Genomic DNA, 24,986 nt, shown 5'->3' on the forward strand with positions numbered 1-24,986 from the left:
ATGCGGAAACGACGCCCGTCTGTCAGTGCATCGGATACGAAATCCAATGACCATCGCTGGTTTGGGCCATCCACTGCCCGGCAGTTGTTTGCTTGCAAACAATGAGAGGGAGGCAACACCATCGGCTTCCTTGTGCCCAAAGCACGCTTTCGGCCACCTCTACGGCGTACCTGAAGCTTCTCTTCGACGTAAATGCGCCTGACCTTTTTGTGGTTCACGACAAAACCCTCCCGCGCAATCATCACGTGGACACGACGACAACCAAACCGACGCCGTTCTCGCGAAACCCGTTTGATTGCATCACGCAAATCAGTGTCATCGCCCCGTCGCGACAGATATCGCACTGAAGAATGATCAACCTGCAGCACATCGCACGCCCCCTCTCGGCAGATTTGGCTTTGCTAAATCGCCTGCCGGGCGACGGTCGCTGGCTCACCTGATGAACATCCATCAAATGCGCCACAGCTTTCCGCTTTCCAACGGGCGTCACCATTTTTTTGAATTGATGTCTCGCAGCATGGCATTGTCCCCTGCCCGGCAGGGCATTGCGCAGCAATGTCCCGAGAGGGGAACATCTGCTCCGCCAACAACTTCTTCAGCTTGCCGTTCTCGTCTTCCAACGCCCTCAGCCGCTTCGCATCAGATGGCTCCATACCGCCATACTTCGACTTGTATTTGTAAAAGGTGCCCTGACTGATCCCGTGCCGCCGACACACGTCAGCAGTCTTCTCACCAGCTTCCTGTTCCTTGATCATCGCCCCTCTCGGCAGATTGCTACGCAATCGGCTGCCGGGCAATGAATGATCTGTTCGTCCGTAAATTGTGCCTTCATTTGTCCGTCCTTTTGTTGGGCAGACCCTACACAAATCTGGAGGAGTTTTAGGGGCGCAGCGCTAATACTTTTATGGCCAGCGCGCTGGATAGCGGCACGTTGGCACCTGAACCGCCACACGGCCGCCTACGCAACGTTCTGGTAGTCTATCTAGAAGGGGTGTCGCAATTCAGCCTCGAAAACGGCAGCATGCCGTTTCTCAAAAGTCTTGCGGCCGACAACCTGTCCTTCAGCCGCTATTTCGGCACGCAGTTGCAGACAAGCAACGGCCTTTATTCCAGTTTAACCAGACATTATCCAAATTTCCTCAGTGTCTCCTCTCCTTGGGATACGCTGCGCAGCGACAGACCTGACGCGCAGCAGTCTTTGCCCCGTGTCTTGGCGCAGCGGGGATACCGCACAGCATTTCTGCAAAGCGCTGATCTTGGGTTTATGAACAAGGCCGAACATCTGTCGCAGCTTGGGTTTGAGGACGTCAAAGGCCGCGAGAGCTGGACCGACTTCCATTCGGAAAACGGCTGGGGCATCGACGATTTGGGGCTATTCGAAGCGACGTTGGGCTACATTGACGAGCTTCCGACAGACAGACCTTGGCTGTTATCACTTCTGACCTCAGGCACTCATGCGCCCTACAACGTGCCGGCAAGTTACCGGCCCGGTGAACCCGATCGCCTGCGCGCCTTGACCTACGCCGACGCGGCAGCACAGGCGCTCATGGAGGGCCTGCGGACGCGGGGGCTGCTGGACGATATGGTTGTCATCTTCACCGCAGACGAATCCCGCGAACCTGGCGGCAAAAGTAACCTTGAAAACGCCATTCTGCTGAATTGGTTGCCGCTGATCGTCGTGAACCCCAATGGTCAGGGCAGCACCATCGAGTGGCCGCTGGCGGCCACAACATTCCGTGATCTGGTGCTGCGGGTAGCAGGCGACTGGACGCCCCGGGACATCGAAGAGCTGAACACGCCGGACTCGCCGCTGGTCTTCGGCAACTACTATAACTCGCGCATCTTCTGGTTCGACCGCAAACGTGGCGATTTCTATGCCTGCTATACGCAGAATTTTCTGTGTGCGCAGTTCAAGGACATCAGCGATCTGACCCAGCTTGCGGGGCTCAGTCCCGCTGCTGTGTCTCAGGAGCCGGCGATGCAGGCGATCTTTCAAAAGCACGAAGCTAGCCAGTGAATGACGCCAACAAGACCTCTGGACCGTGAATGGGATGGGGGCACTGCACAGCAATGGGCATTACAACGCAAGAGGCATTCCTCGACTCCAAGCTCGAAAGCATGCCGCGGATTCTTGCGATGAATACGTTGGCGCCCAACACGATCGCGCAGGGTGTGGCGCGGGATGTGGTTGCTCGCGGATCGGGCGGTTCAAATGTGAACGTGTCGAGCATCGCGGCGCAGATCGGATTCGCGAAACACATGGCGTGAAGCACGTACAAGTCCGCATTGGATGGATCACTCGGGTTATGGCTATCGAGCTTTAGTCAACATGGCATTCGGGGCAATTCGATGGACCCCGTTGGCGGTCAAAGCATGGATCGGTCCATTGAAGGCTGATCGTGTCAAAGCATGTGCTTTACCAGCCCGAAGAAGTTGCCGCCACTATCGCATCTTTGTTGCGCGATGATGCGTCGTTGACGAGAGGTCAAAGCTTAATTGTTGACGGTTGCCTGTTGGTTAATTGCCTCGTCGCCACGCGCGTGGAGTAGCAATTGCCGGTATTTTGTTGGTGGTACGCCTTTTTCAGCGAGAAACCGACGATTGAAATTCGAGAGGTTTTGATAGCCGGATTCGTAGCAAATATCGGTGATCTGTAAGCTGGTATCCGAGAGCAATTCGCAGGCTTTTGCGACACGAAGCTTGCGAACGTATTCGACAAATGTACTTTTCATGTTGCGTTTGAAGAAGCGCGAGAACGTGGGTTCCGTCATATCGACCAGTCGGGCCGCAGCGGACAGGCGCACATTGTCGGTTAGGTTATCGTATACATATTGCATGACCGTCGCGAGCGCGTCTTGCACTCTGGGGTCTAGGTTTGGCACGTAATCATGACTGGATAGAATGGTATATTCTGCGGTCTCCGCAAGGACTTGCAGGAGCTCAAGCATGAGGCTTAGTCGGATTAACCCGCTCTGCTGGCCTATTTTTTCGAGTATTTCACCTCCGCAACGTTCTGCTTCACCATGGAACACCACCCCACGCTTTGAACGCTCGATCAGGCTACTGATGGCGGCGAACTCTGGTAGCACGTCTGCGGCTTCGGCAAAACGCTCTGCCTGAAACTGCAGGACAACATGATCATCCGCCGCGATCTCGCCACGACGCAAGTTGGGCACCCAATTGTGTGGCAGATTAGGGCCTACCAGAACAAGATACCCGGGCTGGTATTGTGATAAATGATCGCCGACTGTGGCAACGCCGCTTGTGTTCCTGATACGGTGAATTTCACATTCAGGATGATGGTTCCAGTGTGCGACTTCGCAGGGAAAATCATGCACATGCCACCGAAATGACGAGCCGGGGTCAAGATCGATCCATTCGAACTTTGGCGCATTAGTCGTCAAATTGGTCATCGCCTCGAACCCCTGAATTGGTTATTCGCCCGTGCCCTTGGTATCAGGTTGCAAGCTTGATTTGAAGGGTAACGTCAGTGGGTCGCACGTTCGGCGGGCTCGATTGACTGATGAAAAGTGAAGGCTTCCGGCGACCTGTGCGCTGCAAGTTGGGCCATTCGCTGTTTCAGAGGCGGATCAACTTCGCCCGTCCGATAAGACCCGTCAAGTGCTGCTGGTGACGTCACCTAAATTATCGATTTCGGCATAAAAATCGAACGAGGCTAGCCAGTCGATTTATCATGAATGGTTTTTCCATGACATGAATTCTTGGATCGACTTTCCAGTCGTTGGGCAGTCGTGCTGGGCTGGCTGTTGCGACGATGACGCCCTGCATCTGTTGGTTCTTTGATAATAACTCCGTCACGAAATCCGACGTCGTGTTCCCTCTGCCAAGATCAAAGTCGGTTATGAACAGAAATGGGGTTTCGTGGTCGGCAATGACGCGTTTGACCTCTTTGATTGACTTTGCCGCGGTCACGTTTCCGCCGAGCGCCTCAAGCTGACTTTGCGTGATTGAGGTCACTGTCGCGTTGTCTTCCAGCAGGATGATATTAAGGCCTGAGAGGCTGTGCCTTGGGGGTTCTATCGAGGGGCTCGAAGACAGGGCTGTCTGCTCGGCGAGGGGTACGGAGAAGTTGAAAATGGTGCCGCCTTTTTCCGGACTGTGATAGTTTAACTTGGACCCCATCGCGTTCGCCAAGGCGAAGCAGATCGACAGACCCAATCCGTAGTGTGGAATATCTGCGTTGCTCGCTCTGTTTGACGTCGTAGCGAGGCCGGGGCCATCGTCGGACACTTTGAAAACAGCGGTGCCGTTCTTGAGAAAGCATTCGACTGCGACAATACCTTTGTCTCCGTATTCGATTGCGTTGATGATGAGGTTGCTCAGAATGCGGTAAATTGCTTCGCTGTCACCGAGCACCATTTCGTTTGAGATCTGGTTTGTGATGGACAGGTCCACGTTTTCGGCCGCGGCACGTGTAGGGAATTCGGAGCGCAGGCGGTCGAACAATTCACCCACATCCACGGTTACTTTGATTGCGGTGAATGTGCCGGTTTCCAACTTGGAGAGATCAAGGATCGAGTTGAACATCTGACCTGTTTCGCGCGTTAAGGCAGCCAAATTTTCGATGGTGCCTGCCGTTTCCGCGTCAACTTTGGTGCGATCAATGCCGCCGAGCAAAAGCCCCATTGCGTGTATCGGTTGGCGTAGGTCGTGACTGGCGGCGGCCAGCAGTTTGGACTTCGAACGGTTCGCTTGCTCTGCTTCTGAACGTGCTTCTGTCGCGGTTACATTCAGGGCCACAAGCCGTTCCTCGCGTTCGTCTATGGTGTCGCGAAGCGTGTCGAATGAGACCTCAATCGTGGTGATTTCGTTCCACTGAGCATCATTTTGCGCGGCGCCGCTTTTGCCGATGTAGGCGTTAATTTGACGGGTCAATTGTTGGATGCGGCCGACGACATTTTTGTCAAGATAGAAGAAGATCGCCACCGCAATCGAAGCAAAGACCATGAAACATACTAGAATTAAATAGGCATTAAGGCGCATCTTTTTCTGAATTAATGCGCTACGTTCGGTCGTGCTTTTGTTGAGTATCGACGACATCAGTTGCGTGGAGTCTGTGAGTAAAGATGCCAGTTGTGCGTGGTGGTTCAACCCGCCTTGGATCAATCGTTCGACGCTTGCGAGGTCGCGGCGTTTGCTCAAGAGGATAGGTATCATCGCACGTGTGGCGGAGGTGAACCCAGTCTCATACATGGCCTCGAACGCACGCTCTATCCGGGTGACGATGATGGGATTGCGTGCGTCTTCGAGGTCGTTGAGGAGTAGCAAGAACGGCCTTTGCAGATCTGCGGCGACTTCGGCTTGGCGTGCTTGTAGGACCAATTTCTGATATTCTGTTTCGCTGTCGATCCGCTGAGTAATGAGGTCCATCAGGGATCGCAGGTTCGACGTCAGTTGTGTTAGGCGATCATCGATTTTGGCAAAGTCCGCTGACAAAAGGCCGACATCTTGGACTTGGTCGCGAAGCCGTCCGATCGCTTCTAATTGGTCGTCGATCTGAATGCGTACGGTTCCCAATGCGCTGTTGGAATGGACCAAAGCCAAGGCGCCGACTTGGCTTGTTAATCCTGAAATCGCACCGTTCAATCGGATCGACGCGTCGGCTTGCGGCAGGTCTACCTCTACCAGCCGGTCAAATTCTTGGCCGTATGACTGGACGCCGAAAATGGCTGTAAACCCTATCGCCAAGGTTCCCAAAGACATGCAAAGCAAAGACGCGAAGACGATTTTTCCGATGCCCAACTGCGTGCGTTGCATGGCCGCTTAGTCCGTGCTCATGGGGAGGGGGTACATCAGTCCGCCGTCTCGCCAGAGGTTGTTGAGGCCGCGTTTGATGCCCAACGCGCTGTCGTCGCCCAAGTTGCGTGCGAAAATGTCACCGTAATTTCCGACTTGGGAAATGATTTGTGAGGCCCAGCCGTCTGAAAGTCCAAGTGCGGTTGGTGCGGGTATTGAAAGCTGTGAAATGACCGTGGCACCGCTATCTTTACCGACACCTTCGGCTTCTGAGAGGACGAGTAGATTGACGACCCATCGGATGATTTGTTCCCATTGCTGATCCCCTTCGAGGACAACGGAACTGAGGGGTTCATTTGCGATTTCATCGTCCAAGATTACAAATGTTCGCTCGTCTAGACCTTGCGCTGCGACCATCGCGCTGAGGTCGCTGTAGTCACTGGTTACCGCGTCGCATTCTTGTCCAAAAAAGGCGCGCCAGCGGCCTGCTTGGGATGAAATTTCGAGGATATCTACGTCAACGTCATTTGCTTCAATAGCTTTGCGGATGTTGGCGATGCTTGTCGTGCCTGCGTTTGCGCAGATAGTGAATCCGTCGAGGTCGGCCAAGCGTTTTGCGTTGGTGCTTGCGTGAGCGAGGACACGTTGCGAGTCGTAGTAGGTGATCGCAGGGAATTCGAAACCAAGGGCGACGTCGCGATCCATGGTGTAGGTGGTTGTGCGAAATAGGACGTCCACGTCACCGTCTTTTAAAGCCCTTAAACGGTTGAGGCTGTCGAGTGGGACAAACTCAACGGCTTGTGCATCGCCTAATGTGGCGGCAGCGACAGCGCGGCAAAAATCGACGTCGAAACCAGCCCAGTTCCCGTTCACTTGCTGTGCTGCAAAGCCGATATCGGCGACGCCAACTCCGCAGATCAGGTAGCCCCTGTCGAGGACCGTAGATAACGTTGTGCTGTTTTCATCGGCGTGGCCTTGCGTCGCAAGTGACGACAAGACGGCGGTACAAAGGGCAAGTGACGTCATTCGCGCGGTTTTTGAGAGTTTCATAACGGGTCCACAATATCCTCGGATCGGAAGCCTTGCGCATACAGGATTGCAGTTAAATCACTATGAATGATGTTCAGGTCAACGCGGTCGCGCACGATTGACTTGCCGTGATAGCTCGCTGCGAGACCAGCGTATTCAAGCATATCAAGGTCGTTTGCGCCATCCCCGACGCAACAGGCTTGATCGGGCTCAACGCCGAGATCACGACAGACCCTGAACAGCGTGTCCTTCTTTGTTAAGGACGTGCAAATCGGGTGGTCAAGTTCGCCTGTCAGAATGCCATTTTTGACGATAGGTCTGTTGGCGATGACCTCGTCAAAGCCACAGGCGTTGGCCACAACTTTGGCGAAGATTTCATACCCGCCCGTCACAAGAGCCGTTTTTGCGCCTGACCTTTTCATGCTGGCGACCAGCGACTTTGCTGCGGGCGCGTATCTGATCTTTGCGCAGAGCGTTTCGAGTTGGGATAACGGGGTTCCGGCGAAGAGCGCGGTGCGTTCAACAAGGGATTGCGCAAAATCCATCTCGCCGTTCATTGCGCGTGACGTGATCTGTGCGACGGCATCGCCGACACCGCGTTCAACCGCCAAAATGTCCAGCATTTCGTCCAGAATGATGGTGGCTTCCATATCGGCGACGAGCACTTTTTTCTTCTCGATGGGCTTGGGTGATATGAAAAGGTCGAGCTTTAATCGTGCAGCCCGTTGCAACAAGCTGTCGATGTCCGCGCCATCTAGGTCGTGGTTGGCTGTGAAGTGTGCGGCGTGTCCTTTCGAGAGGCAATCGGCGGCGGTGACACCACCTTCGCTGAGAAACGCATGTAGCGCGCCTGCGGGGCAGTCCTTTGGTCCAACCAAAACGAAATTTAATGTCACGATCTACCTCGGTCATTTGTTAAGTTCTTAGAGCTTGGAGCCAAAGGTCGCACGATAGCGGCTTTCAGCCCATTCCGCACAAAGACCCAAGGGTATTGTAGCTTGGGCTTTTAGTATAAATTGGTTAGTCGCCTGAAAATGCTCGCATAAATGCGATAGCATCCTCCGAAATGACTAGTCCTTCCGGTTGGTGTGGCAGGTTTATTGCCGGCATCAGCCACCAGTCTCATTCCCAATGACGATATGCTGACGGGGGCGTGTTTCGTAGCGTTTACGAGAGCGGACGCAAGAATTCGCCACTTCAATTTGCATTCTTTCTCGTCCGTGCGGCCTTCAAAATTTTGGCATGCAGCAAGGACGTTGAAGACCATCAGGGAAACGTAGAAATGAAAAACGTAAGTCTAATTTCAGCAATTGCACTCGTGGCTGCGACGGCGGGTTCAGCGCAAGCTCAGACGCTTGAAAAAGTAATCAGCGAAGGCGTTCTTGCCTGTGGCGTAAGTGAAGGCGTTCCGGGCTTTTCAAACCCGAACTCAGAAGGCGTTTGGGAAGGTCTCGACGTTGATATCTGCCGCGCAGTTGCGGCTGCTGTTTTGGGCGATTCGGACGCCGTGCGCTTTTCGCCTTTGACGTCGAGCCAAAAGATTTTGGCAGTGTCGAGCGGCCAAGTTGATATGACGTCGCGCACAACCACGTGGACGATGAAGCGTGATAGCTCTGAGGGCGTCGATTTTACGCAGGTGGTGTTCTATGACGGCCAAGGCTTTATGGTCCGTGCGGAATCCGGGATAACGGATGCCAATCAGCTCGACTCTGCGACGGTTTGTGTAACGACGGGTACGACGACGGAACTGAACCTTGCCGATTTTGCGCGTGCCCAGAACATCACCATCGAACCCGTTGTCTTTGAAGGTAAACGTGAAGCGGTGGCTGCGTATGAATCCGGTCGTTGCGATGCGTTGACAACAGATGCGAGCCAGCTTGGCGCGTTTCGGACCAGCTTTATCGATCCAGAAGCGCATACAATCTTGGACACGCTGATTTCCAAAGAACCGTTGGCCCCGCTTGTCGCGCATGGCGATAACCAGTGGAAAGACATCGTGACCTGGACCATCTTTGGTCTGATCTCAGCAGAAGAGTTGGGCATCACATCCGAAAACGTCGAAGACCTTGCCGCCAATTCTGACAATCCAGATGTTCAACGTTTGCTGGGTGTGTCCGGCGATACTGGTGGTTTCATTGGGCTGGAAGGGACGTGGATGAAAGATGTGATCGCGTCTGTTGGCAATTATGGCGAAATCTTTGATCGCAACCTGACCCAAACATTGGGCCTAGAGCGCGGTTTGAACGCACAGTGGAACGATGGCGGTATCTTGTACGCGATGCCGATCCGCTGATCCGTTGATCTGAAAGTGAAGCAGAAACAGGCCGCGTTGCCTGTTTCTGTAATTTCCCCTCTGTTCAATGGAAGTTGCGATGTCGAGTATTCCCAAAATCAAATCAAAGAGCCTGAGTGGACAGGTCTTGTGGGCGGTGTTTGCCCAAGGCGCTGTCCTCGTCGTCGTCCTGAGTGCGGCCTATTTTCTGTTCCAAAACACCCAAGCGAACTTGGACGCCAAAGGCATCAAAAGCGGCTTTGCGTTTCTGGGACATGAGGCGGGTTTGCCGATTGGCGATAGCCTGATCGAATATAACCCCACCAAGAGTTATGGTTACGCCTTTCTTGTCGGTATTCTGAATACACTTATGGTGTCGGTGCTTGCGATTATCTTGAGTACGATTTTGGGGATTTTGGTCGGTGTCGCGCGTGTGTCAAATAACTGGTTGCTTGCTAGGCTCGCCGCTATTTATGTCGAAACGCTGCGCAACATTCCGTTGCTGTTAACGCTGATCTTTACCTACATTATTATCATCGGGTCCTTGCCGCACCCACGCGACGCGATCTCGTTGTTTGATGGGTATTTTCTTAGCAATCGCGGCATCTATATTCCCAAGCCCATCGCCGAAGACGGGTTCGGGATCTTCATCATCGCGGCCATCGTCGCATCCGTGCTGGCGATCAGCTTTGGGGTTTGGGCCAAGCAGTACAAACGCCGTACGGGCAGGTTGGTCCCCGGTATCTGGGGCGGCTTGGCGATCTTTGCGGTGCTCACGGGCCTCGCGTTTCTGGCTACGGGCAATCCTATCGGGTCAGAAACGCCAGAGTTTCGCGGCTTTAACTTCAGCGGCGGTCTGGGGCTAAAACCTGAATTTGTGGCGTTACTGACCGGCCTCGTTTTATACACGGCAGCCTACATCGGCGAGAACGTGCGAAGCGGTATCGAATCCGTCCATGCGGGCCAGATTGAGGCGGCAAATGCGCTGGGCGTGCCCAGTGGCGTTGTTACCCGACTTGTGATGTTGCCCCAAGCGTTGCGCGTTACCATTCCGGCCACGACCAACGACTATGCGAGTTTGGTCAAGAACAGTTCGCTTGCGGTGGCAATTGGGTTCCCCGACATGGTGTCCATCGGTGGTACGATCATTGGTCAAAATGGGCAAGCCATTGAAGTTATTGCGATGTGGATGGCGGTTTATCTGACAATCAACATGTTGATTTCGTTTGGGATGAACTTGTTGAACTCTCGCGTGCAGATTGTGGAAAGGTAAGTCGATGACACAGATAACCTCGGAAGCTGACACCAAAACCTTTGAACCTTTAGCCGCGCGCGGCGCACCGACACGACAAATAGGCCCCTTGAACTGGTTGCGCAAAAACTTGTTCAGTGGCTGGTTGAACAGCCTGACGTCCCTGGTGCTGATCGGTGTGCTACTTTGGGTTTTGCCAGTGATGATCAATTGGCTGTTCCTTGATGCGGTCTTTCGCGGGAACGGCGAGGTTTGCCGTCAAAGTGCGGGTGCCTGTTGGCCATTCATCTATGAAAAAATCCCCGTGTTGATGGTGGGCGTGTACCCGCAGGAACTGATTTGGCGGCCCGCTGTGGCTGGCGTTGCGTTGCTGGCCTTGGTGTACTTAACATTCTCGGACAGAATACGCGGGTTTGTCCTGATCAGTGCTTGGTTGGCCTTGCCGCTGTTTGCATTGGTCATGATTGGCGGTGCCTTTGGCATGACAGAGGTTAATCAATCCCTTTGGGGTGGATTAATGCTGAGCATCTTGCTTGCGCTCGTTGGTGTCATTGTATCGATCCCGCTTGGTGTGATGCTGGCGCTGGGCCGTTTCTACGGATCGCCGCTGGTGAAGGCACTATGCATCGGGTTCATCGAGCTTATTCGCGGCGTCCCATTGATTACGATCCTCTTCATGGTTTCGGTAATGATGCCGCTTTTCCTGCCACCCGAGATGATCATCAATAACCTGATGCGCATTCAAATCGGCATGATCTTCTTTTCAGCCGCCTACATGGCCGAGGTAATTAGAGGCGGGTTGCAAGCCATACCCAAGGGGCAAACTGAGGCGTCATTGGCCTTGGGCGTTAGCCCAAACCGCACAATCCTGTTTGTGATCGTGCCACAGGCGCTACGTCATGTTCTGCCACCTCTGATCGGGCGTTGCATCGCGTTGTTCAAAGACACGTCGCTGGTCATCATCGTGGGGCTTTTGGACTTCCTTGGCATGATCAAAGGGGCCGCCCTTGATCCCGATTGGCTCGGGTTCCAGACCGAAGCCTATTTTTTCGCAGCCTTTGTATATTGGCTCATTTGTTACAGCCTTAGCCGTTATGGTCGTGCCCTCGAAAATCGCGGACCAAACGGCGCAAAACGCTAAAGTTAGGAGATTTCCATGACAACGAAAATTGAAAGCCGCGTCACGACCAATGAAACCGTGATTGAAGTGGCAAAGGTTAACAAATGGTTCGGCGATTTCCATGTGCTGAAGGACGTGTCGCTGTCGGTCAAAAAAGGCGAACGCATCGTGATTTGCGGTCCGTCTGGGTCGGGTAAATCGACATTGATCCGTTGCATCAACCATCTTGAAGAACACCAAGAAGGTAGGATTACGGTGAACGGCACTGTGCTTGATGAAAACCTGAAAAATATCACCAACGTCCGTCGCGAAGTTGGCATGGTGTTTCAGCAATTCAATCTGTTTCCTCACATGACCATTCTGGATAACCTGTGTTTTGCACCGGTTTGGGCGCGCAATATGCCGCGTAAAGAGGCCGAAGATACGGCAGTTATGTATCTGGAACGCGTGGGCATTGCGGAGCAAAGAGACAAATACCCCGGTCAACTTTCGGGCGGTCAGCAGCAACGTGTCGCGATTGCGCGGTCGCTGTGTATGAATCCGTCTGTGATGTTGTTTGACGAGCCGACATCGGCGCTTGATCCGGAAATGATTAAAGAAGTTTTGGATGTTATGGTTGAGCTTGCCAGTTCTGGCATGACGATGATCTGCGTGACCCACGAGATGTCGTTTGCGCGTCTGGTTGCTGACCGCGTCATCTTTATGGATGGCGGTGAGATCGTGGAAGAAAACACGCCTGACAAGTTCTTTGATAATCCGCAAATTGATCGGACCCAAAAATTCTTAAGTCAAATTCTGGCTCATTAGGCGCATGATCTACCGCCCACGGTGTCCCTTTTTGAAATCCCCCTTCGGAGGACGAGACCATTTCTAGTACTGCAACTCTTGTTCAAATAATCGGATCTGTCGCCCTTATGTTATGGGGCATCCGGCTGATCCGAACGGGTATCATGCGTGCGTTTGGAGGGTCATTAAGGCATGTTCTGGGGGCGATCACCAACGGGCGGATCATGTCTTTTGGCGTTGGGGCTGGCGTCACGGTTTTCATCCAAAGCAGCACAGCCACAGCGATGATTATTGCCTCACTGGCGAGCAAAGGATTGGTCGGCGCACCTGCGGCGCTTGCGGTGATGTTGGGTGCGGATGTTGGCACGTCAGTCGCCGCGCAAATCTTGTCGTTCGATTTAAGCACGGCGTCCTATGGCCTTATCTTCGTAGGTTTTGTGATCCATTCGCAGTCTGTAGACCATGTAAAACGACAGATAGGGCGGTCGATTTTGGGGCTGGGCATGGTCCTGTTGGCGCTCTCGCTGATACGCATGTCGTCTGCGCCGCTGCGGGATTCTGCACTATTGGTTGATCTGTTGACGACGCTTGAAAGCGAGATGTTGTTAACGTTGTTTATTGTCGCGGTGTTAACGTGGTTGATACATTCCAGCCTCGCGGTCGTGTTGTTGACAGCGTCACTTTATGCAGCGGGCGTGATCCAAACTGAAATGGGTTTGCTAATGATTTTGGGGGCAAATATTGGCGGCACAATTCCGGCAATTATCGCAACAATGAATGCCGAAGTCGAAGGGCAGCGCGTTGCCATGGGGAACGCGGTTTTTAAACTGACGGCCTGCCTGCTGGTGCTTCCGATCCTTCATTTTAAGGGCGATATTCTGATCGGTTATTTGGGCGAAACCCATGCGCTGATTAACTTTCATACGGTGTTCAACATATTTGTAGCGGTTTTGTTTTTGCCTTGGGTCGGGGTGTTCGCGCGTCTGTTTGAGCGGTTGATACCTGCAACAGAACAAGAGGGGGCCGAGCGTGTTGTGCGGTATTTGGATCGCGATCTTTTGGAGACACCCACACTGGCGCTTGCGAGTGCATCGCGCGAATTGAACCGCATCCCAGAACAGATCGAAGAGGCATTGCTTGCGCTTAAAACTGCTGTGCTCACCGATGATCTCGCTACGGTCACGATTGCGATGAAAAACCACGCCAATGTCGCAGCAACCTTAGATGCGCTGAAGTTTTACCTCAGCGATGTGACCCGTGGCGAAATTTCGGACAACGAAAGCGATCGTGCCATGAACATGGTGCTGTTGTCCGCAAATCTGGGGCATGTCTCGGAACTGGTGCTGAACGCCGTGACTTTGTGTGAAGCGCGCATCAGGGATCAAGTGCGGTTCTCGAATGAGGGCCGGGACGAGCTTTTGCCGCTGATCGATATTATCCTTCAAGGGTTGCGCCATACCCTGGTTTCTTCGCTTCAGGGCGACAGTCAAGTCCGCAAAAACATCAACAAACAGCGCAAAGAATTGGATAATTTGGTCGAAGCTAGCTGGCAGGCCCATTTCCGACGTCTTAGTGAAGGGAATCCGTCTGCGATATCGACATCCGGTTTACACAGCGAACTTCTACGCGATTTTACCCGTATTTTTTATCATATCCATGCCGCGTCCAAGGTCGGCATCTGATGTAAATTTCGGTTTTTGATATTTTAAGATCGGAATGGGGCAAAAGTTGTGACCGCACCGATCGGCGCGGTGAGAGCGATTGCTGCCGCTGGGTTGTCGCTGAGTGGTGAAACCATGCGCAGCATTGGCAACGATATGCATGAACGCTATAAGGAAACATCATTGGGGGGCTTGGCCCTTTTCGTCACCGCTTGCTGAGGCAACAAGCCAAGAACTGAGCGATATGCGCAAAATACTTATTGTCGATGATCATTCAGTCATCCGGTCCGGAATGAAAACCCTGTTAGAGCTGGAGCTTGGTGACGTTCAGGTTTTGGCGGCAGCAACCGTGGCTGATGCATTGCAGATCGTACGAGACAGCAAACCCGTAGATTTATTGCTGCTCGATTTGAACTTACCGGACTCGAAAGACTTTGATGGGCTAACGCGGCTCAAACAAGCAGACCCTGCAATGCCTATTGCGCTGGTGTCCGGTGATGAGGACGGCAGCACGATCCGCCGTGCAAGCGAAGCTGGTGCAGACGGCTATATCCCAAAGACGGCAGACCCTGACATCCTTGTTCATGCAGTGAGTTTGCTACTGAAGGGCGAGGTCTTTTTTCCCCGCGTTTTGTTTGAGCAGACTGTAGGCGACGCGCGTGTTGCCGTGGCGTCTGAACCAATACCTGCCCTGCCTGTGTTAACCGAGCGCCAGACAAACGTGTTTGATTGCATCGTTCAGGGGTTGTCGAATAAAGAAATTGCGCGTGAGCTTTTGCTAACGGAAAGCACGGTCAAAACGCATGTGGCAGCGATATTGCAGAAATTTCAGGTGAGTTCCCGTGGTAAATTGATGGCTCAAGCTGGGTTTCCTGCGCAGGAGTAAAGGACTGTCCTTAGATTTTCCTTCAAGCGACAAAATCGTTCAGGCTTGCCTTAAATGCTTCCATAAAATCCAAGGTTATGCGCGAAGGTAGCTTGTGGGTTGGCCTGACGAGGGAAACCTTATGAGGGATGCTTGGTGCGAAGGGGCGGAATTCTAGTCGGTCTTGGTACGTTCGCGCATCGATTTCGCTGACCACTGACACGCCCACGCCTAGGGCGACGAGTTCGCAAGCTGCCGTGAATTGCCGTGCTTCGACGACGTGTTTGGGGGCTACTGATGCTTTGTGGAATACATCGCTTAATGCACGGTAAAAACGGCTGTCGCGGCGTGTGTGGATAAAGCGTTCTTGGTCTAGATGTTCGGGTTCGACTTTTTTCAACTGCGCGAACCGATGCCCTTTGGGAAAAATACAGACCGTTCTGATGTCGAGCGTTGTGCTGTCGATCGCTGGGTGACCGTCAAATCCGTCGGTGATGCCGCAATCGTATTGTTCGCCGATAATCCATTCGAGGATGCGTTCAGGGCGGTCTGGCTCCAACGTGATTGTCACGTCTGTGCGCGTCCTGAGAAAATCAGTCACGACAGCGGGTAGGTGGCTAGTGGCGAAACCGGGAAGGCAGGCAACGCTGAGGTGTCCGGCTGTTCTGTCGTTTAGGTTTTGGCTGGTGTCGGTGATGTTTTTGAGAACTTCAAGCACACGCGTAATATCGGGCAGGATATAGCGGGCCTCTTGTGTGGGGACGAGCCGGCCATCTTTGCGTTCGAGTAGGGTAAAGCCCAACTCGCCTGATAAATCAGCCAGTAAACGACTGACGGCAGGTTGTGAAATTTCTAGGCTTTGGGCCGCCCGTGTCATCGTCCCGTGATCTACGACTGATTTAAGGGCTTCGAGCTGTCGCAGTTTGGGACGTGTTGTCATTGTTGTTTTGTACCTTATGCCGAGTTTCATAATGTTATGTTATGAATTTCAGCCAAGGAATAGTCTTGAATTATGCGAAAGCTCGGATAACGTGTAGAAATTCCGTGTCGGCGAAACCGCCGATACGATTCCTGGGAGGAACACATGAAAAACCTGACAGCAGGCGCATTGATCGCCGGATCAACCATGCTTTCGCCGATTGCGGCGTTTGCGCAAACCGAAGTCCAATTCTGGCATGCCTTCACAGGACGCCTTGGTGAATTGGTCGCGGTCCAAGTTGAAGATTTCAACGCAAGCCAAGACGATTTTACCGTCGTCGCATCCTTTAAAGGTAACTATTCCGAAACGTTAAACGCTGGTATCGCTGCGTTCCGTGCGGGCGAACAGCCTGAAATTCTTATGGTATTTGAAGTCGGCACCGCGACGATGATGTCCGCAAAAGGCGCTGTCCGGTCTGTGACCGAAGTGATGGAAGCCTCTGGCGCCGCGTTCGATCCGGACGCTTATATCGGGTCCGTCAAAGGCTATTACACCAGCACAGACGGCGAAATGTTGTCGTTGCCATTCAACGCATCCACGCCTGTTTTGTGGGTGAACCGTGATGCATTCGAAGACGCTGGCGTCGATCCTGACACTGATCTGTCCACATGGCAGAACGTCGGAGAAGTGCTGGGTCAGCTGAAAGAAGGTGGCAGCACTTGCCCACTGACAACAGCTTGGCAGAGCTGGATTCAACTAGAAAACTTCTCAGCTTATCATGACGTTCCGTTCGCAACGCAGGCCAATGGTTTTGCCGGTGTTGATACGGAACTTGCGTTCAACGGACCTGCTCAGGTCGCGCATATCGCGGCAATGGGTGAATGGGCGCAGGACGGCAAATTTATCTATGCGGGTCGTCGTAATGAAGGCGGCGCAAACTTCCGCGCTGGCGAATGTGCGTTGTTCACCGAGAGCTCTGCTGGCTACGCGGGCATCAAGGCTGAAGCCGAATTTGACTTCGACGTGCGTCCGCTTCCGTATTGGGAAGGCGTCGGCAATAGCCCACAAAACACCATCATCGGTGGTGCATCTTTGTGGGTAATGGAAGGTCACGAAGAAGATGAATACGAAGGCGCTGCACAGTTCCTCGCGTATCTGTCGTCGTCGGACGTCCAGGAGCAATGGCACAAAGATACAGGCTATTTGCCGATCACAACCGCCGCTGCGGACGCCACACGCGAGTCCGGTTTTTATGAAGAAAACCTTGGCACTGAAGTCGCCGTGATCCAGATGACCACAAACGAGCCTACCGAAAACTCCAAGGGTTTGCGTCTTGGGTCTTTTGATCAAATTCGCACGATCATCGACGAAGAACTCGAGGCTGTTTGGGCTGGTGATAAAGACGCGCAAGCGGCTCTTGATAGTGCTGTAATGCGTGGCGATCAATTGCTGCGCCGCTTTGAAGCTGCGAACTAAACAAACGTAAGATGCGGGCGGCCAAATGCGGTCGCCCGTATGTCTTTTGGGGGCATCTGAGATGGAAAAACGGGTCACATTCAAGGGCTGGCTATTGCCGCTGTGCCTGATCGCGCCGCAGGTCCTCGTGTCTGCGGTGTTCTTTTTCTATCCGGCGGGGCAGGCGATTTGGCAGTCCTTGTTCATCCCCGATCCGTTCGGATTGTCGATGCAGTTTGTAGGCCTTGGCAACTTTGAGTACCTGTTGTCGGACCCGTATTACCGCACCTCATTTCTGACGACTGCAATCTTTTCGACCCTTGTGACGCTCGCGTCGATGATACCCGCGTTGTTTCTGGCGGTCGTCGCTGATCGCTTGATCAAGGGCGCAGGCGTTTACCGCACCATGTTGATCTGGCCCTACGCCGTAGCACCCGCCGTTGCAGGTGTGCTTTGGCTGTTTATGTTCAACACCCGCGTCGGCGTGGTGTCATGGTATTTGGGCAATCTAGGCTATGACTGGAACCACGTTTTGAACGGTGGCGAAGCCATGGGGCTGGTCGTTGTCGCGTCCGCATGGGGACGCATCAGCTATAACTTTTTGTTCTTCTTTGCCGCTCTACAGGCGATCCCGAAATCGGTGATTGAGGCCGCTGCCATCGACGGCGCAAGGTTCTGGAAACGGTTTTGGACTATCGTTTTGCCGCTGCTATCGCCCACCACATTTTTCCTGCTCGTCGTGAACATCGTTTACGCATTCTTTGAAACCTTCGGTGTAATCCACACGATCACATCGGGTGGGCCGCAACAATCGACAACGATCCTAGTGTATAAGGTGTTTTCAGACGGTTTTGTCGGCCAAGACCTCGGCTCTTCTGCTGCGCAATCTGTGATCCTGTTGATCGTCGTCGGGGCGCTTACAATCTTTCAATTCAAGTTTGTGGAACGGAGGGTGCACTATTGACCCATCCTAAAGATCCCCCACCGGGCATGGTTGAAAAGCGCGGTGCGTCGCTTTGGATTAGCCATATCATCATGATCGCTGGCGTGCTGGTTGTGTTCTTTCCGATCTGGCTGGCCTTTGTCGCATCAACCGTAACGCAAGCTGAAATCGTTCAACCGCCCATGCCGCTGTGGCCCGGTGATCAATTCATTAACAACTACCGCGAGGCTTTGTTTTCGGGGTTCAATGTTCCCGTCGCCACGATGCTGTTGAACAGTTTGATTATGGCAATGGGGATCGCAATCGGCAAGATTATCATTTCCTTGCTGTCGGCGTTTGCCATCGTGTATTTCAAGTTTCCGGGCAAGATGATCTTTTTCTGGCTGATTTTCCTGACGCTGATGCTGCCTGTCGAAGTGCGGATCGTACCGACTTACGAAGTCATCGCGAACTTTGGCATGCTTAACAGTTACGGTGGTTTGATCCTGCCGTTGATCGCATCGGCCACGGCGACTTTCCTGTTTCGCCAGTTCTACATGACAGTGCCGGATGAACTTGCCGAAGCAGCGCGGGTCGATGGCGCGTCACCGATGCGGTTTTTCTGGGATATTTTGTTCCCTATGAGCCGTACAAACATCGCGGCATTGTTCGTCATTCTGTTCATTTACGGCTGGAACCAGTACCTTTGGCCGTTGCTGATCACGACCGATCCGTCGATGAACACCATCGTGATGGGCATCAAACAGATGTTCCCGTCGGGTGATGATTTGGCTAACTGGCCCGTTATCTTGGCGACATCTATTTTGGCCATGGTCCCACCGATCATCGTCGTCATCTCAATGCAAAAACTGTTTGTCCGTGGTCTCGTGGACAGCGAAAAGTAGGCAATCATGGCAACTGTAGAGCTTTCCAATATCAAGAAACGTTTTGGGTCGACGGAGGTCATCCACGGTGTCAGCACGGCGATTGAAGACGGTGAATTCATCGTCATCGTCGGCCCATCAGGTTGCGGCAAGTCTACGCTGTTGCGCATGGTTGCAGGGCTGGAATCCGTGTCTGAAGGTGAAATCAAAATCGGCGACAAGCGCGTGAACGAGCTAGAGCCGATGGACCGTGATATCGCCATGGTGTTTCAGAACTACGCGCTTTATCCGCATATGTCGGTGCGTCAAAATATGGGATACGGGCTGAAAATCGCCAAATTGCCCAAGGCCGAGATTGAAAAGAAAGTACGCGCTGCGGCCAAGCTGTTGCAACTTGAGGACTACCTCGACCGTCGTCCGCGCGATTTATCGGGTGGGCAGCGCCAGCGTGTTGCAATGGGGCGCGCGATTGTCCGCGAACCTGCGGTGTTTTTGTTTGATGAACCATTGTCCAATCTCGATGCGAAACTGCGTGTGCAGATGCGTTTAGAAATCCGCGATCTGCAACACCGCCTTGGGATCACGTCGCTTTACGTGACCCATGACCAAGTCGAAGCGATGACCATGGCCGACCGTATGATCGTGATGAACGCAGGGCGGGCCGAGCAAATCGGTACACCGCTTGAAGTTTACGAGCGTCCTGCAACCTTATTCGCCGCACAGTTCATCGGCAGCCCATCGATGAATGTTCTGGACGGGGAAATCAACGCCAGCGGTCTGACAATTGGTGACGCGCAGGTGCCCACGCATACGAAGCACACTGGTAAGGTAACGGTTGGTATCCGGCCTGAACATATCATTGCTGACCCGAATGGGCCGTTATCGATGACCGTTCAAATGGGTGAACCTTTGGGGGCGAACACGCTGTTGCATGGGCGCATTACAGGCCGCCGAGATGCGTTTACGATTAGCCTACCCGGCGTGCATCATGCGACATCGGGTGATGTTGTGCGGTTCGGGATTGATCCAAACCACTTGCATTTCTTTGATCCAATAAGCGAGATGCGACTGGATTGATTAGACTTCGCTTGAATTGTACGGCCAGATAAGGGCCAGCAGTCATCCGACGTTATCCGCTTTCACACACTCGACAAACGCAGTAGGCATCCCAATCTTGAAGGTTTGGGACAAATCATGGCGCTAAAATCAACCATTTATAAAGTTGAACTGTCAGTCTCTGACATGGATCGGCATTATTACGAGACCCATAAGCTGACCGTCGCGAAACATCCTTCTGAGACGGATGAACGTCTGATGGTGCGGATTCTCGCTTTTGCTTTGAATGCTCATGAACATCTGGAGATGACCAAGGGACTTTCAACAGACGACGAACCGGACATTTGGCAGAAAAGCCTGAGTGGCGAGCTGGAATTGTGGGTCGCCTTGGGCTTGCCCAGCGAAAAGGTGGTGCGCCAATCCTGTGGAAAAGCCAACAAGGTGGTTATCTATCCTTACGGCGGCAGGAATGCCGATATGTGGTGGGATAAGATCAAGAATAGCACCACGCGTTTTGAAAATCTTCAGGTTGTCAATTTGTCCGAGACCGACACGAGCGCGCTGGCGAAACTGGCTAGTCGCGCGATGAAGCTTCAGGTCAATATTCAAGAGGGCGATGTGATGGTCAGTGTTGATAACAGCATCGTTTACGTGACGCCCGTGGAATGGAAAAACGGTACATAAATTACCGCGCTAAGTGCGGCTATCGACACATAGGGACGCACAAACCAACCTCGTCAGCCGCATTGCACATCCAGTTTGAAGTGCTCGCTAGGGATGGCAATCGTCCATCTGATCTCGCGCTCTCCGACATCATAAGTCGAATCCGCCCCGATCATTGTAGGTGCGAGCGATGTTAAGACTTTGCCGCCAAATCCTTTGCGTTCTGGCTGCAGGCTGATCGTGATATCGGTCTCGTGCCAGCACAGATGTAGCAGCGGGCCAGTTGCGCCGTCGATGACCTTCCAATTGATGCTGATTTGACCGCTACGCTGCATCAATGCGCCATGTTTAGCCGAATTGGTCGCGAGTTCATGCAGCGCCATTCCGACGGCCTGAACGCTTTGCGGCGGTAGTTTTAGCGCTGGGCCAGACGTCGCATACGAATTTTCACAAGGGTCCACGAACGGTTCGAGTTGACCGTTCACCAAGTCCGCCAAGCCAACACTGGTCCACGCATTCCTGACAAGCAGATCGGTCGATCTTGACAGTGACTGTAGACGCGCCTCGAAACTGCTTTTGAAGCCTTCGACGGTCGTTTCGGCCCGAGCTGTCTGGCGTTGAATGGCGACCACGATGCTTAACATGTTCTTGGCGCGGTGAATGACTTCGTGCGCGATCAAGTCACGGGATTTTTCGGCGTTACGAACTTCTGTGATGTCGCGGTGGATGTTGGAAATCGCGACGATATCGCCGTCCGAACTGCGGATCGGGGCGCAGCTGATCCATACTTCGTGTCGTGTTCCGTCCTTGGCAACGCGCGTCGCTTCGAAACTTTCCAGACGACCCGCGAGCACTTCGTCGCGGTAATGCGTTACTGGTTTTGGCCAATTTTGTGGATACAAAAGTTCAACGGATTGTCCCAATGCTTCGTCGGAACTGTACCCGTACATGCGTTCCGCCGCGCCATTCCAAGTCGTGATTTTACCATCGAGATCAAAGCTGAGGATCGGATCGGACGTGGTCGCCACGAGTGCTACCATCGCATTCGAATTGATGAAGGCTTGTTCGATCTCGGTCCGCTCGATGTGCCGGATGGTAATGTTGCGGTGCTGCAAGAGCAGGTAATAGTCGCCATCTTGGGCGAGCCTATTCACGGTTAATTCAAACCATCGTTTGACCGTCGGGCTATCGCAGGGATATTCGCACCTGAACTGTTTTCCGGTGCGCAGCGTTGCGGCACATCCGTCGGGGATGATCATCGCTTCGGCGCTCGACGGGCCGTCCGCGCTACGGCAGATGTCCAGATAGTTCGCGCCGACATAAGACGTCGTCACATCGCCGCCGTTTTCAGCGCTGAAAGTTTGCCACGCCTTGTTGGTCGCAACGATTACGCCAGTGCTGTCAAGGATCGCCACCTCGTCCTGCATCGCATCCATGAATGCGGAAATATCAAACCGCTGTTTCAGGTCGCCGTGGTCGTTTGAAATCATTTTTACTCCGTATTTCATAGCACGATAGCACAGGGCGGACGAACTTGGCGATGCTAGTCTTTTCGGGTGCTTTTCGGCGGCGCGTGCGGAGCCTCTCAATTAAGTGATCGCGATATGCGGGCAAAGCGAAGCGTGCGATGGAACGAGTGTCGGGCTGGATGGGTTTGTAAGCGAGTGGCATGAAACTAAGCGATCTGCTGCGGCTACGATCCACGGTTTCAGATGCCAAAACCCATACGAGCCTTGAAAGGGTAACAATGTCCCAGATTAGCACGATCAACCCCGCCACCGACGAGAAAATTGCCGATTACGATGTGATGAGCAAAGAGCAGGCGTTCGACAAGATCGACGCCTCGCATGCTGCGTTTCTGGATTGGCGAATGAAATCACACGAAGAACGCGCACCATTTCTGCGCGACATTGCAAAAGGGCTGCGGTCGAATGCGGATGCCTTGGCTGATTTGATGACCAAGGAAGTCGGCAAGCTGCTGCGGGACGGTCTGACCGAAGTTGAGCTATGCGCCCAGATTTTCGAGTATACCGCTGAACATGGGCCGGAGATGCTTGCTGATGAAGAACGCAAACATGCCGGCGGTGAAAAGCGCGGTATCGTCGCGCATTGTCCGATTGGTGTGATTTACAGCATCCAACCTTGGAACTTTCCGGTTTACCAGCCTGTGCGTGTGCTTGCCGCGAACCTAATGGCGGGCAACTCTGTGGTGCTGAAACATGCCGAAATCTGCACGGGTAGTGGGCTGATGTTGAAGGATATTTGCGACAAAGCTGGCCTGCCCAAAGGTTTGTTCGAGGTGATCATCATCGACCACGACACGTCGGACGAGGTTATCGCGCACGAACATGTTCGCGGTGTAACCATGACGGGCAGCGACAAGGCGGGGCGTCATATCGGCCAAGTCGCGACAAAACATTTAAAGAAAACGGTTCTAGAGCTGGGCTCTAACGATGCCTACTTGATCTTGGAGGATGCGGACGTTGCGCTGGCGGTGAAAACCTGCGTGCAGGGGCGCCTATATAATAACGGTGAAACCTGCGTGTCTGCTAAGCGATTTGTCGTGACAGAGGCCGTATACGATGCCTTTGTCACCGAGTTTGTGTCGCAAATGGAAGCGATCAAGATGGGCGACCCGATGAAGGACGACACCCAGCTAGGGCCGCTTTCGAGCGAAGGCCAGTTCGATACTATCGACACGCAAGTCAAAGATAGCATTCAGGCAGGGGCCAAGCTGTTGTGTGGTGGCAATCCGAAAGATGAGACGGGCCAATACTACCCCGCGACCGTTTTGTCGGATGTAACGCCGGGCATGCCTGCATATGATGACGAGCTGTTCGGTCCTGTTGCGTCGATCATCCGCGCGAAGGATGACGAGGATGCTATGAAAATTGCCAATGACAGCCGTTACGGCCTCGGCGGTGGTATTTTCACCAAGGATGAAGACACGGCGATCAAGCTGGCACGTGACCACTTTGACACCGGCATGATCCGCATCAATTCGTTCGGTGCTGCCGATCCCAATATGCCGTTTGGCGGCGTCAAGGATTCCGGGTTTGGCCGCGAGCATGGTGGGTTCGGGATGAAGGAATTCACGAACGCTAAGGCAATCTATTTGCCTTAACGCTCAAGCTTCCGCGCGAACATGAAAACAAGCACACAAGAATTGAGTTTATAATGACTGACACAGCTAACCTTTTCACGCCCGTCAAAATGGGCGATTTAGACCTGCCTAACCGAGTTTTAATGGCCCCGCTGACGCGCAATCGTGCACAGTCGGACGGGACACCGAAAGACATGGCACAGATATATTATCATCAGCGGTCGTCGGCTGGGCTGATCTTTTCCGAGGCGACACAGATCAGCGATATCGCCAAGGGATACCTTGATACGCCGGGTATTTATACCGAGGACCAAGTCGCGGGTTGGCGCAAGATCACAGATGCCGTTCATGCGGGAGGCGGGCGTATCTTTTGCCAACTCTGGCACGTTGGCCGTATCAGCCATGCGTCGCTTTTGCCTGAGGGGCAATCGCCAGTGTCGTCGTCCGATCTAAAGGCCGACGCCCAGACGTTTACTGCCAACGGTTTCGAAGCGGTTTCCAAGCCAGAGGCGTTGACGACAGAGGGGATCAAGCAAACGACCCAAGATTACGTCCATGCCGCCAAATGCGCTAAAGAAGCGGGTTTTGACGGGATCGAAGTGCATTCCGCTAATGGCTACTTGCTCGACCAGTTTTTGCAGGATGGGGTGAATACCCGCGACGATGAATATGGCGGTACGGTCGAGAACAGAATGCGGCTGCTTGTCGAAGTCCTAGATGCCGTTGAAGCCGTTTGGCCCAAGGGTCGCATCGGCGTACGACTGTCGCCGCTCGGACAGGCGGGTGATATTTCGGATAGCGATGTCGAAGGGCTGTTTACCGAAGTTTACAAAATGCTCGACGCGCGCAAGTTGGCGTATCTACACGTCGTTGAGGGCTTTCCTGGCGGCGGCGGCGATGAAAACGACGCCAAGCTGTTGGCGCGGCTGCGCGAACACTACACAGGCTTTTTCATTGGAAACGGTGGATATGACGCTGACACGGCGGTCAACGCGATTACCGATGGGCGTGCTGACGCTATCAGTTTTGGCCGCCCGTTTATCGCCAACCCCGATTTGCCAGAGCGTATGCGCGTGGGTGCAGAGATGAATAAACCGCGTCAGGCAACTTTTTATGGAGGTGATGAGAAAGGGTATACTGACTACCCGTTCCTTGATCGGTAGCGTGGCGATAGCCGTAAGATCTTGACAAGCCACATAGATAAAAGGCCCGGTCATATCTGATTGGGCCTTTTCAATTTCC

The 24,986-nt window shown here is 53.3% G+C and carries 23 protein-coding genes and 1 pseudogene; 16 read left to right on the forward strand and 8 right to left on the reverse strand.

Going from position 1 to position 24,986, the window contains the following annotated elements; genetic code table 11:
• Together FHS72_RS16310 and FHS72_RS16315 are read right to left on the reverse strand one after the other, a co-directional pair.
• Window positions 1-368, reverse strand: a 368-nt coding sequence (locus tag FHS72_RS16310) for an IS3 family transposase (RefSeq protein ID WP_425511123.1), incomplete at its 3' end; no start/stop codon positions are given.
• Window positions 369-572: 204 nt separating this feature from the next.
• A pseudogene (locus FHS72_RS16315) lies at window positions 573-755 on the reverse strand (transposase); the annotation flags it as partial.
• A 149-nt stretch (window positions 756-904) separates the two neighbouring features.
• Between FHS72_RS16315 and FHS72_RS16320 the strand changes: the two are divergent.
• Together FHS72_RS16320 and FHS72_RS16325 are read left to right on the forward strand one after the other, a co-directional pair.
• Window positions 905-2,017, forward strand: coding sequence for an LTA synthase family protein (locus FHS72_RS16320; protein ID WP_183530791.1), 1,113 nt, complete (start codon window positions 905-907; stop codon window positions 2,015-2,017).
• Window positions 2,018-2,070: 53 nt separating this feature from the next.
• Entirely contained in the window at window positions 2,071-2,268 is a 198-nt protein-coding gene (locus tag FHS72_RS16325; RefSeq protein ID WP_183530793.1) for a Rossmann-fold NAD(P)-binding domain-containing protein, read from the forward strand.
• Between the two features lie 224 nt (window positions 2,269-2,492).
• Here the strand turns inward: FHS72_RS16325 and FHS72_RS16330 are convergent, their stop codons facing one another.
• From FHS72_RS16330 to serB, 4 genes are all read right to left on the reverse strand, one after another.
• Window positions 2,493-3,413 (reverse strand): helix-turn-helix domain-containing protein, encoded by a 921-nt coding sequence (locus FHS72_RS16330; RefSeq protein ID WP_183530795.1) that lies wholly within the window; start codon window positions 3,411-3,413, stop codon window positions 2,493-2,495.
• Window positions 3,414-3,645: 232 nt separating this feature from the next.
• A complete protein-coding gene (locus tag FHS72_RS16335; RefSeq protein WP_183530797.1) occupies window positions 3,646-5,778 on the reverse strand; it encodes a hybrid sensor histidine kinase/response regulator in 2,133 nt (710 codons plus the stop codon).
• 6 nt (window positions 5,779-5,784) lie between these two features.
• Complete coding sequence (locus tag FHS72_RS16340) at window positions 5,785-6,807, reverse strand: transporter substrate-binding domain-containing protein (protein WP_246414832.1); 1,023 nt, start codon at window positions 6,805-6,807, stop codon at window positions 5,785-5,787.
• Window positions 6,804-7,682: a phosphoserine phosphatase SerB gene (serB, locus tag FHS72_RS16345; protein WP_183530799.1), complete on the reverse strand. Its 879-nt coding sequence runs from the start codon at window positions 7,680-7,682 to the stop codon at window positions 6,804-6,806. The genes FHS72_RS16340 and serB overlap by 4 nt, the downstream gene beginning before the upstream one ends.
• A 386-nt stretch (window positions 7,683-8,068) precedes the next feature.
• On the opposite strand from serB, the gene FHS72_RS16350 reads away from it, so the two are divergent.
• From FHS72_RS16350 to FHS72_RS16380, 7 genes are all read left to right on the forward strand, one after another.
• Window positions 8,069-9,079, forward strand: a complete 1,011-nt coding sequence (locus FHS72_RS16350) for an amino acid ABC transporter substrate-binding protein (protein WP_183530801.1) — start codon at window positions 8,069-8,071, stop codon at window positions 9,077-9,079.
• Window positions 9,080-9,158: 79 nt separating this feature from the next.
• Entirely contained in the window at window positions 9,159-10,331 is a 1,173-nt protein-coding gene (locus FHS72_RS16355; RefSeq protein ID WP_183530803.1) for an amino acid ABC transporter permease, read from the forward strand.
• A 4-nt stretch (window positions 10,332-10,335) separates the two neighbouring features.
• On the forward strand, window positions 10,336-11,451 hold the full coding sequence (locus FHS72_RS16360; protein ID WP_183530805.1) for an amino acid ABC transporter permease: 1,116 nt from the start codon (window positions 10,336-10,338) through the stop codon (window positions 11,449-11,451).
• 15 nt (window positions 11,452-11,466) lie between these two features.
• Entirely contained in the window at window positions 11,467-12,237 is a 771-nt protein-coding gene (locus FHS72_RS16365; protein WP_183530807.1) for an amino acid ABC transporter ATP-binding protein, read from the forward strand.
• 59 nt (window positions 12,238-12,296) lie between these two features.
• Window positions 12,297-13,898: a Na/Pi cotransporter family protein gene (locus tag FHS72_RS16370; protein WP_343042711.1), complete on the forward strand. Its 1,602-nt coding sequence runs from the start codon at window positions 12,297-12,299 to the stop codon at window positions 13,896-13,898.
• A 48-nt stretch (window positions 13,899-13,946) separates the two neighbouring features.
• Window positions 13,947-14,096 (forward strand): hypothetical protein, encoded by a 150-nt coding sequence (locus FHS72_RS16375; protein WP_183530811.1) that lies wholly within the window; start codon window positions 13,947-13,949, stop codon window positions 14,094-14,096.
• Between the two features lie 25 nt (window positions 14,097-14,121).
• Window positions 14,122-14,763, forward strand: coding sequence for a response regulator (locus FHS72_RS16380; protein ID WP_183530812.1), 642 nt, complete (start codon window positions 14,122-14,124; stop codon window positions 14,761-14,763).
• Between the two features lie 22 nt (window positions 14,764-14,785).
• Here the strand turns inward: FHS72_RS16380 and FHS72_RS16385 are convergent, their stop codons facing one another.
• Complete coding sequence (locus FHS72_RS16385; RefSeq protein WP_183530814.1) at window positions 14,786-15,682, reverse strand: LysR substrate-binding domain-containing protein; 897 nt, start codon at window positions 15,680-15,682, stop codon at window positions 14,786-14,788.
• 144 nt (window positions 15,683-15,826) lie between these two features.
• Between FHS72_RS16385 and ugpB the strand changes: the two genes are divergently transcribed.
• From ugpB to FHS72_RS16410, 5 genes are all read left to right on the forward strand, one after another.
• A complete protein-coding gene (gene ugpB, locus FHS72_RS16390; protein ID WP_246414834.1) occupies window positions 15,827-17,137 on the forward strand; it encodes a sn-glycerol-3-phosphate ABC transporter substrate-binding protein UgpB in 1,311 nt (436 codons plus the stop codon).
• A 61-nt stretch (window positions 17,138-17,198) separates the two neighbouring features.
• Window positions 17,199-18,080 (forward strand): sn-glycerol-3-phosphate ABC transporter permease UgpA, encoded by an 882-nt coding sequence (ugpA, locus tag FHS72_RS16395; RefSeq protein WP_183530816.1) that lies wholly within the window; start codon window positions 17,199-17,201, stop codon window positions 18,078-18,080.
• Between the two features lie 26 nt (window positions 18,081-18,106).
• Window positions 18,107-18,943, forward strand: coding sequence for a sn-glycerol-3-phosphate ABC transporter permease UgpE (ugpE, locus tag FHS72_RS16400; protein WP_183530900.1), 837 nt, complete (start codon window positions 18,107-18,109; stop codon window positions 18,941-18,943).
• 6 nt (window positions 18,944-18,949) lie between these two features.
• Window positions 18,950-19,999 carry a sn-glycerol-3-phosphate import ATP-binding protein UgpC gene (locus FHS72_RS16405; RefSeq protein ID WP_183530818.1) on the forward strand — a complete coding sequence of 350 codons (1,050 nt, stop codon included), beginning with the start codon at window positions 18,950-18,952 and terminating at the stop codon, window positions 19,997-19,999.
• 117 nt (window positions 20,000-20,116) lie between these two features.
• A complete protein-coding gene (locus tag FHS72_RS16410; RefSeq protein ID WP_183530820.1) occupies window positions 20,117-20,662 on the forward strand; it encodes a YaeQ family protein in 546 nt (181 codons plus the stop codon).
• Between the two features lie 53 nt (window positions 20,663-20,715).
• Here the strand turns inward: FHS72_RS16410 and FHS72_RS16415 are convergent, their stop codons facing one another.
• Complete coding sequence (locus tag FHS72_RS16415) at window positions 20,716-22,131, reverse strand: PAS domain S-box protein (RefSeq protein ID WP_183530822.1); 1,416 nt, start codon at window positions 22,129-22,131, stop codon at window positions 20,716-20,718.
• A 257-nt stretch (window positions 22,132-22,388) separates the two neighbouring features.
• Here FHS72_RS16415 and FHS72_RS16420 point away from each other — a divergent pair, with 257 nt between their 5' ends.
• A complete protein-coding gene (locus tag FHS72_RS16420; protein WP_183530824.1) occupies window positions 22,389-23,765 on the forward strand; it encodes an NAD-dependent succinate-semialdehyde dehydrogenase in 1,377 nt (458 codons plus the stop codon).
• A 53-nt stretch (window positions 23,766-23,818) separates the two neighbouring features.
• Window positions 23,819-24,907, forward strand: coding sequence for an alkene reductase (locus FHS72_RS16425; protein WP_183530826.1), 1,089 nt, complete (start codon window positions 23,819-23,821; stop codon window positions 24,905-24,907).
• Window positions 24,908-24,986: the final 79 nt, after the last annotated feature.

Origin of the sequence: Yoonia ponticola (genome assembly GCF_014199395.1) — a bacterium.
GTDB lineage: Bacteria > Pseudomonadota > Alphaproteobacteria > Rhodobacterales > Rhodobacteraceae > Yoonia > Yoonia ponticola.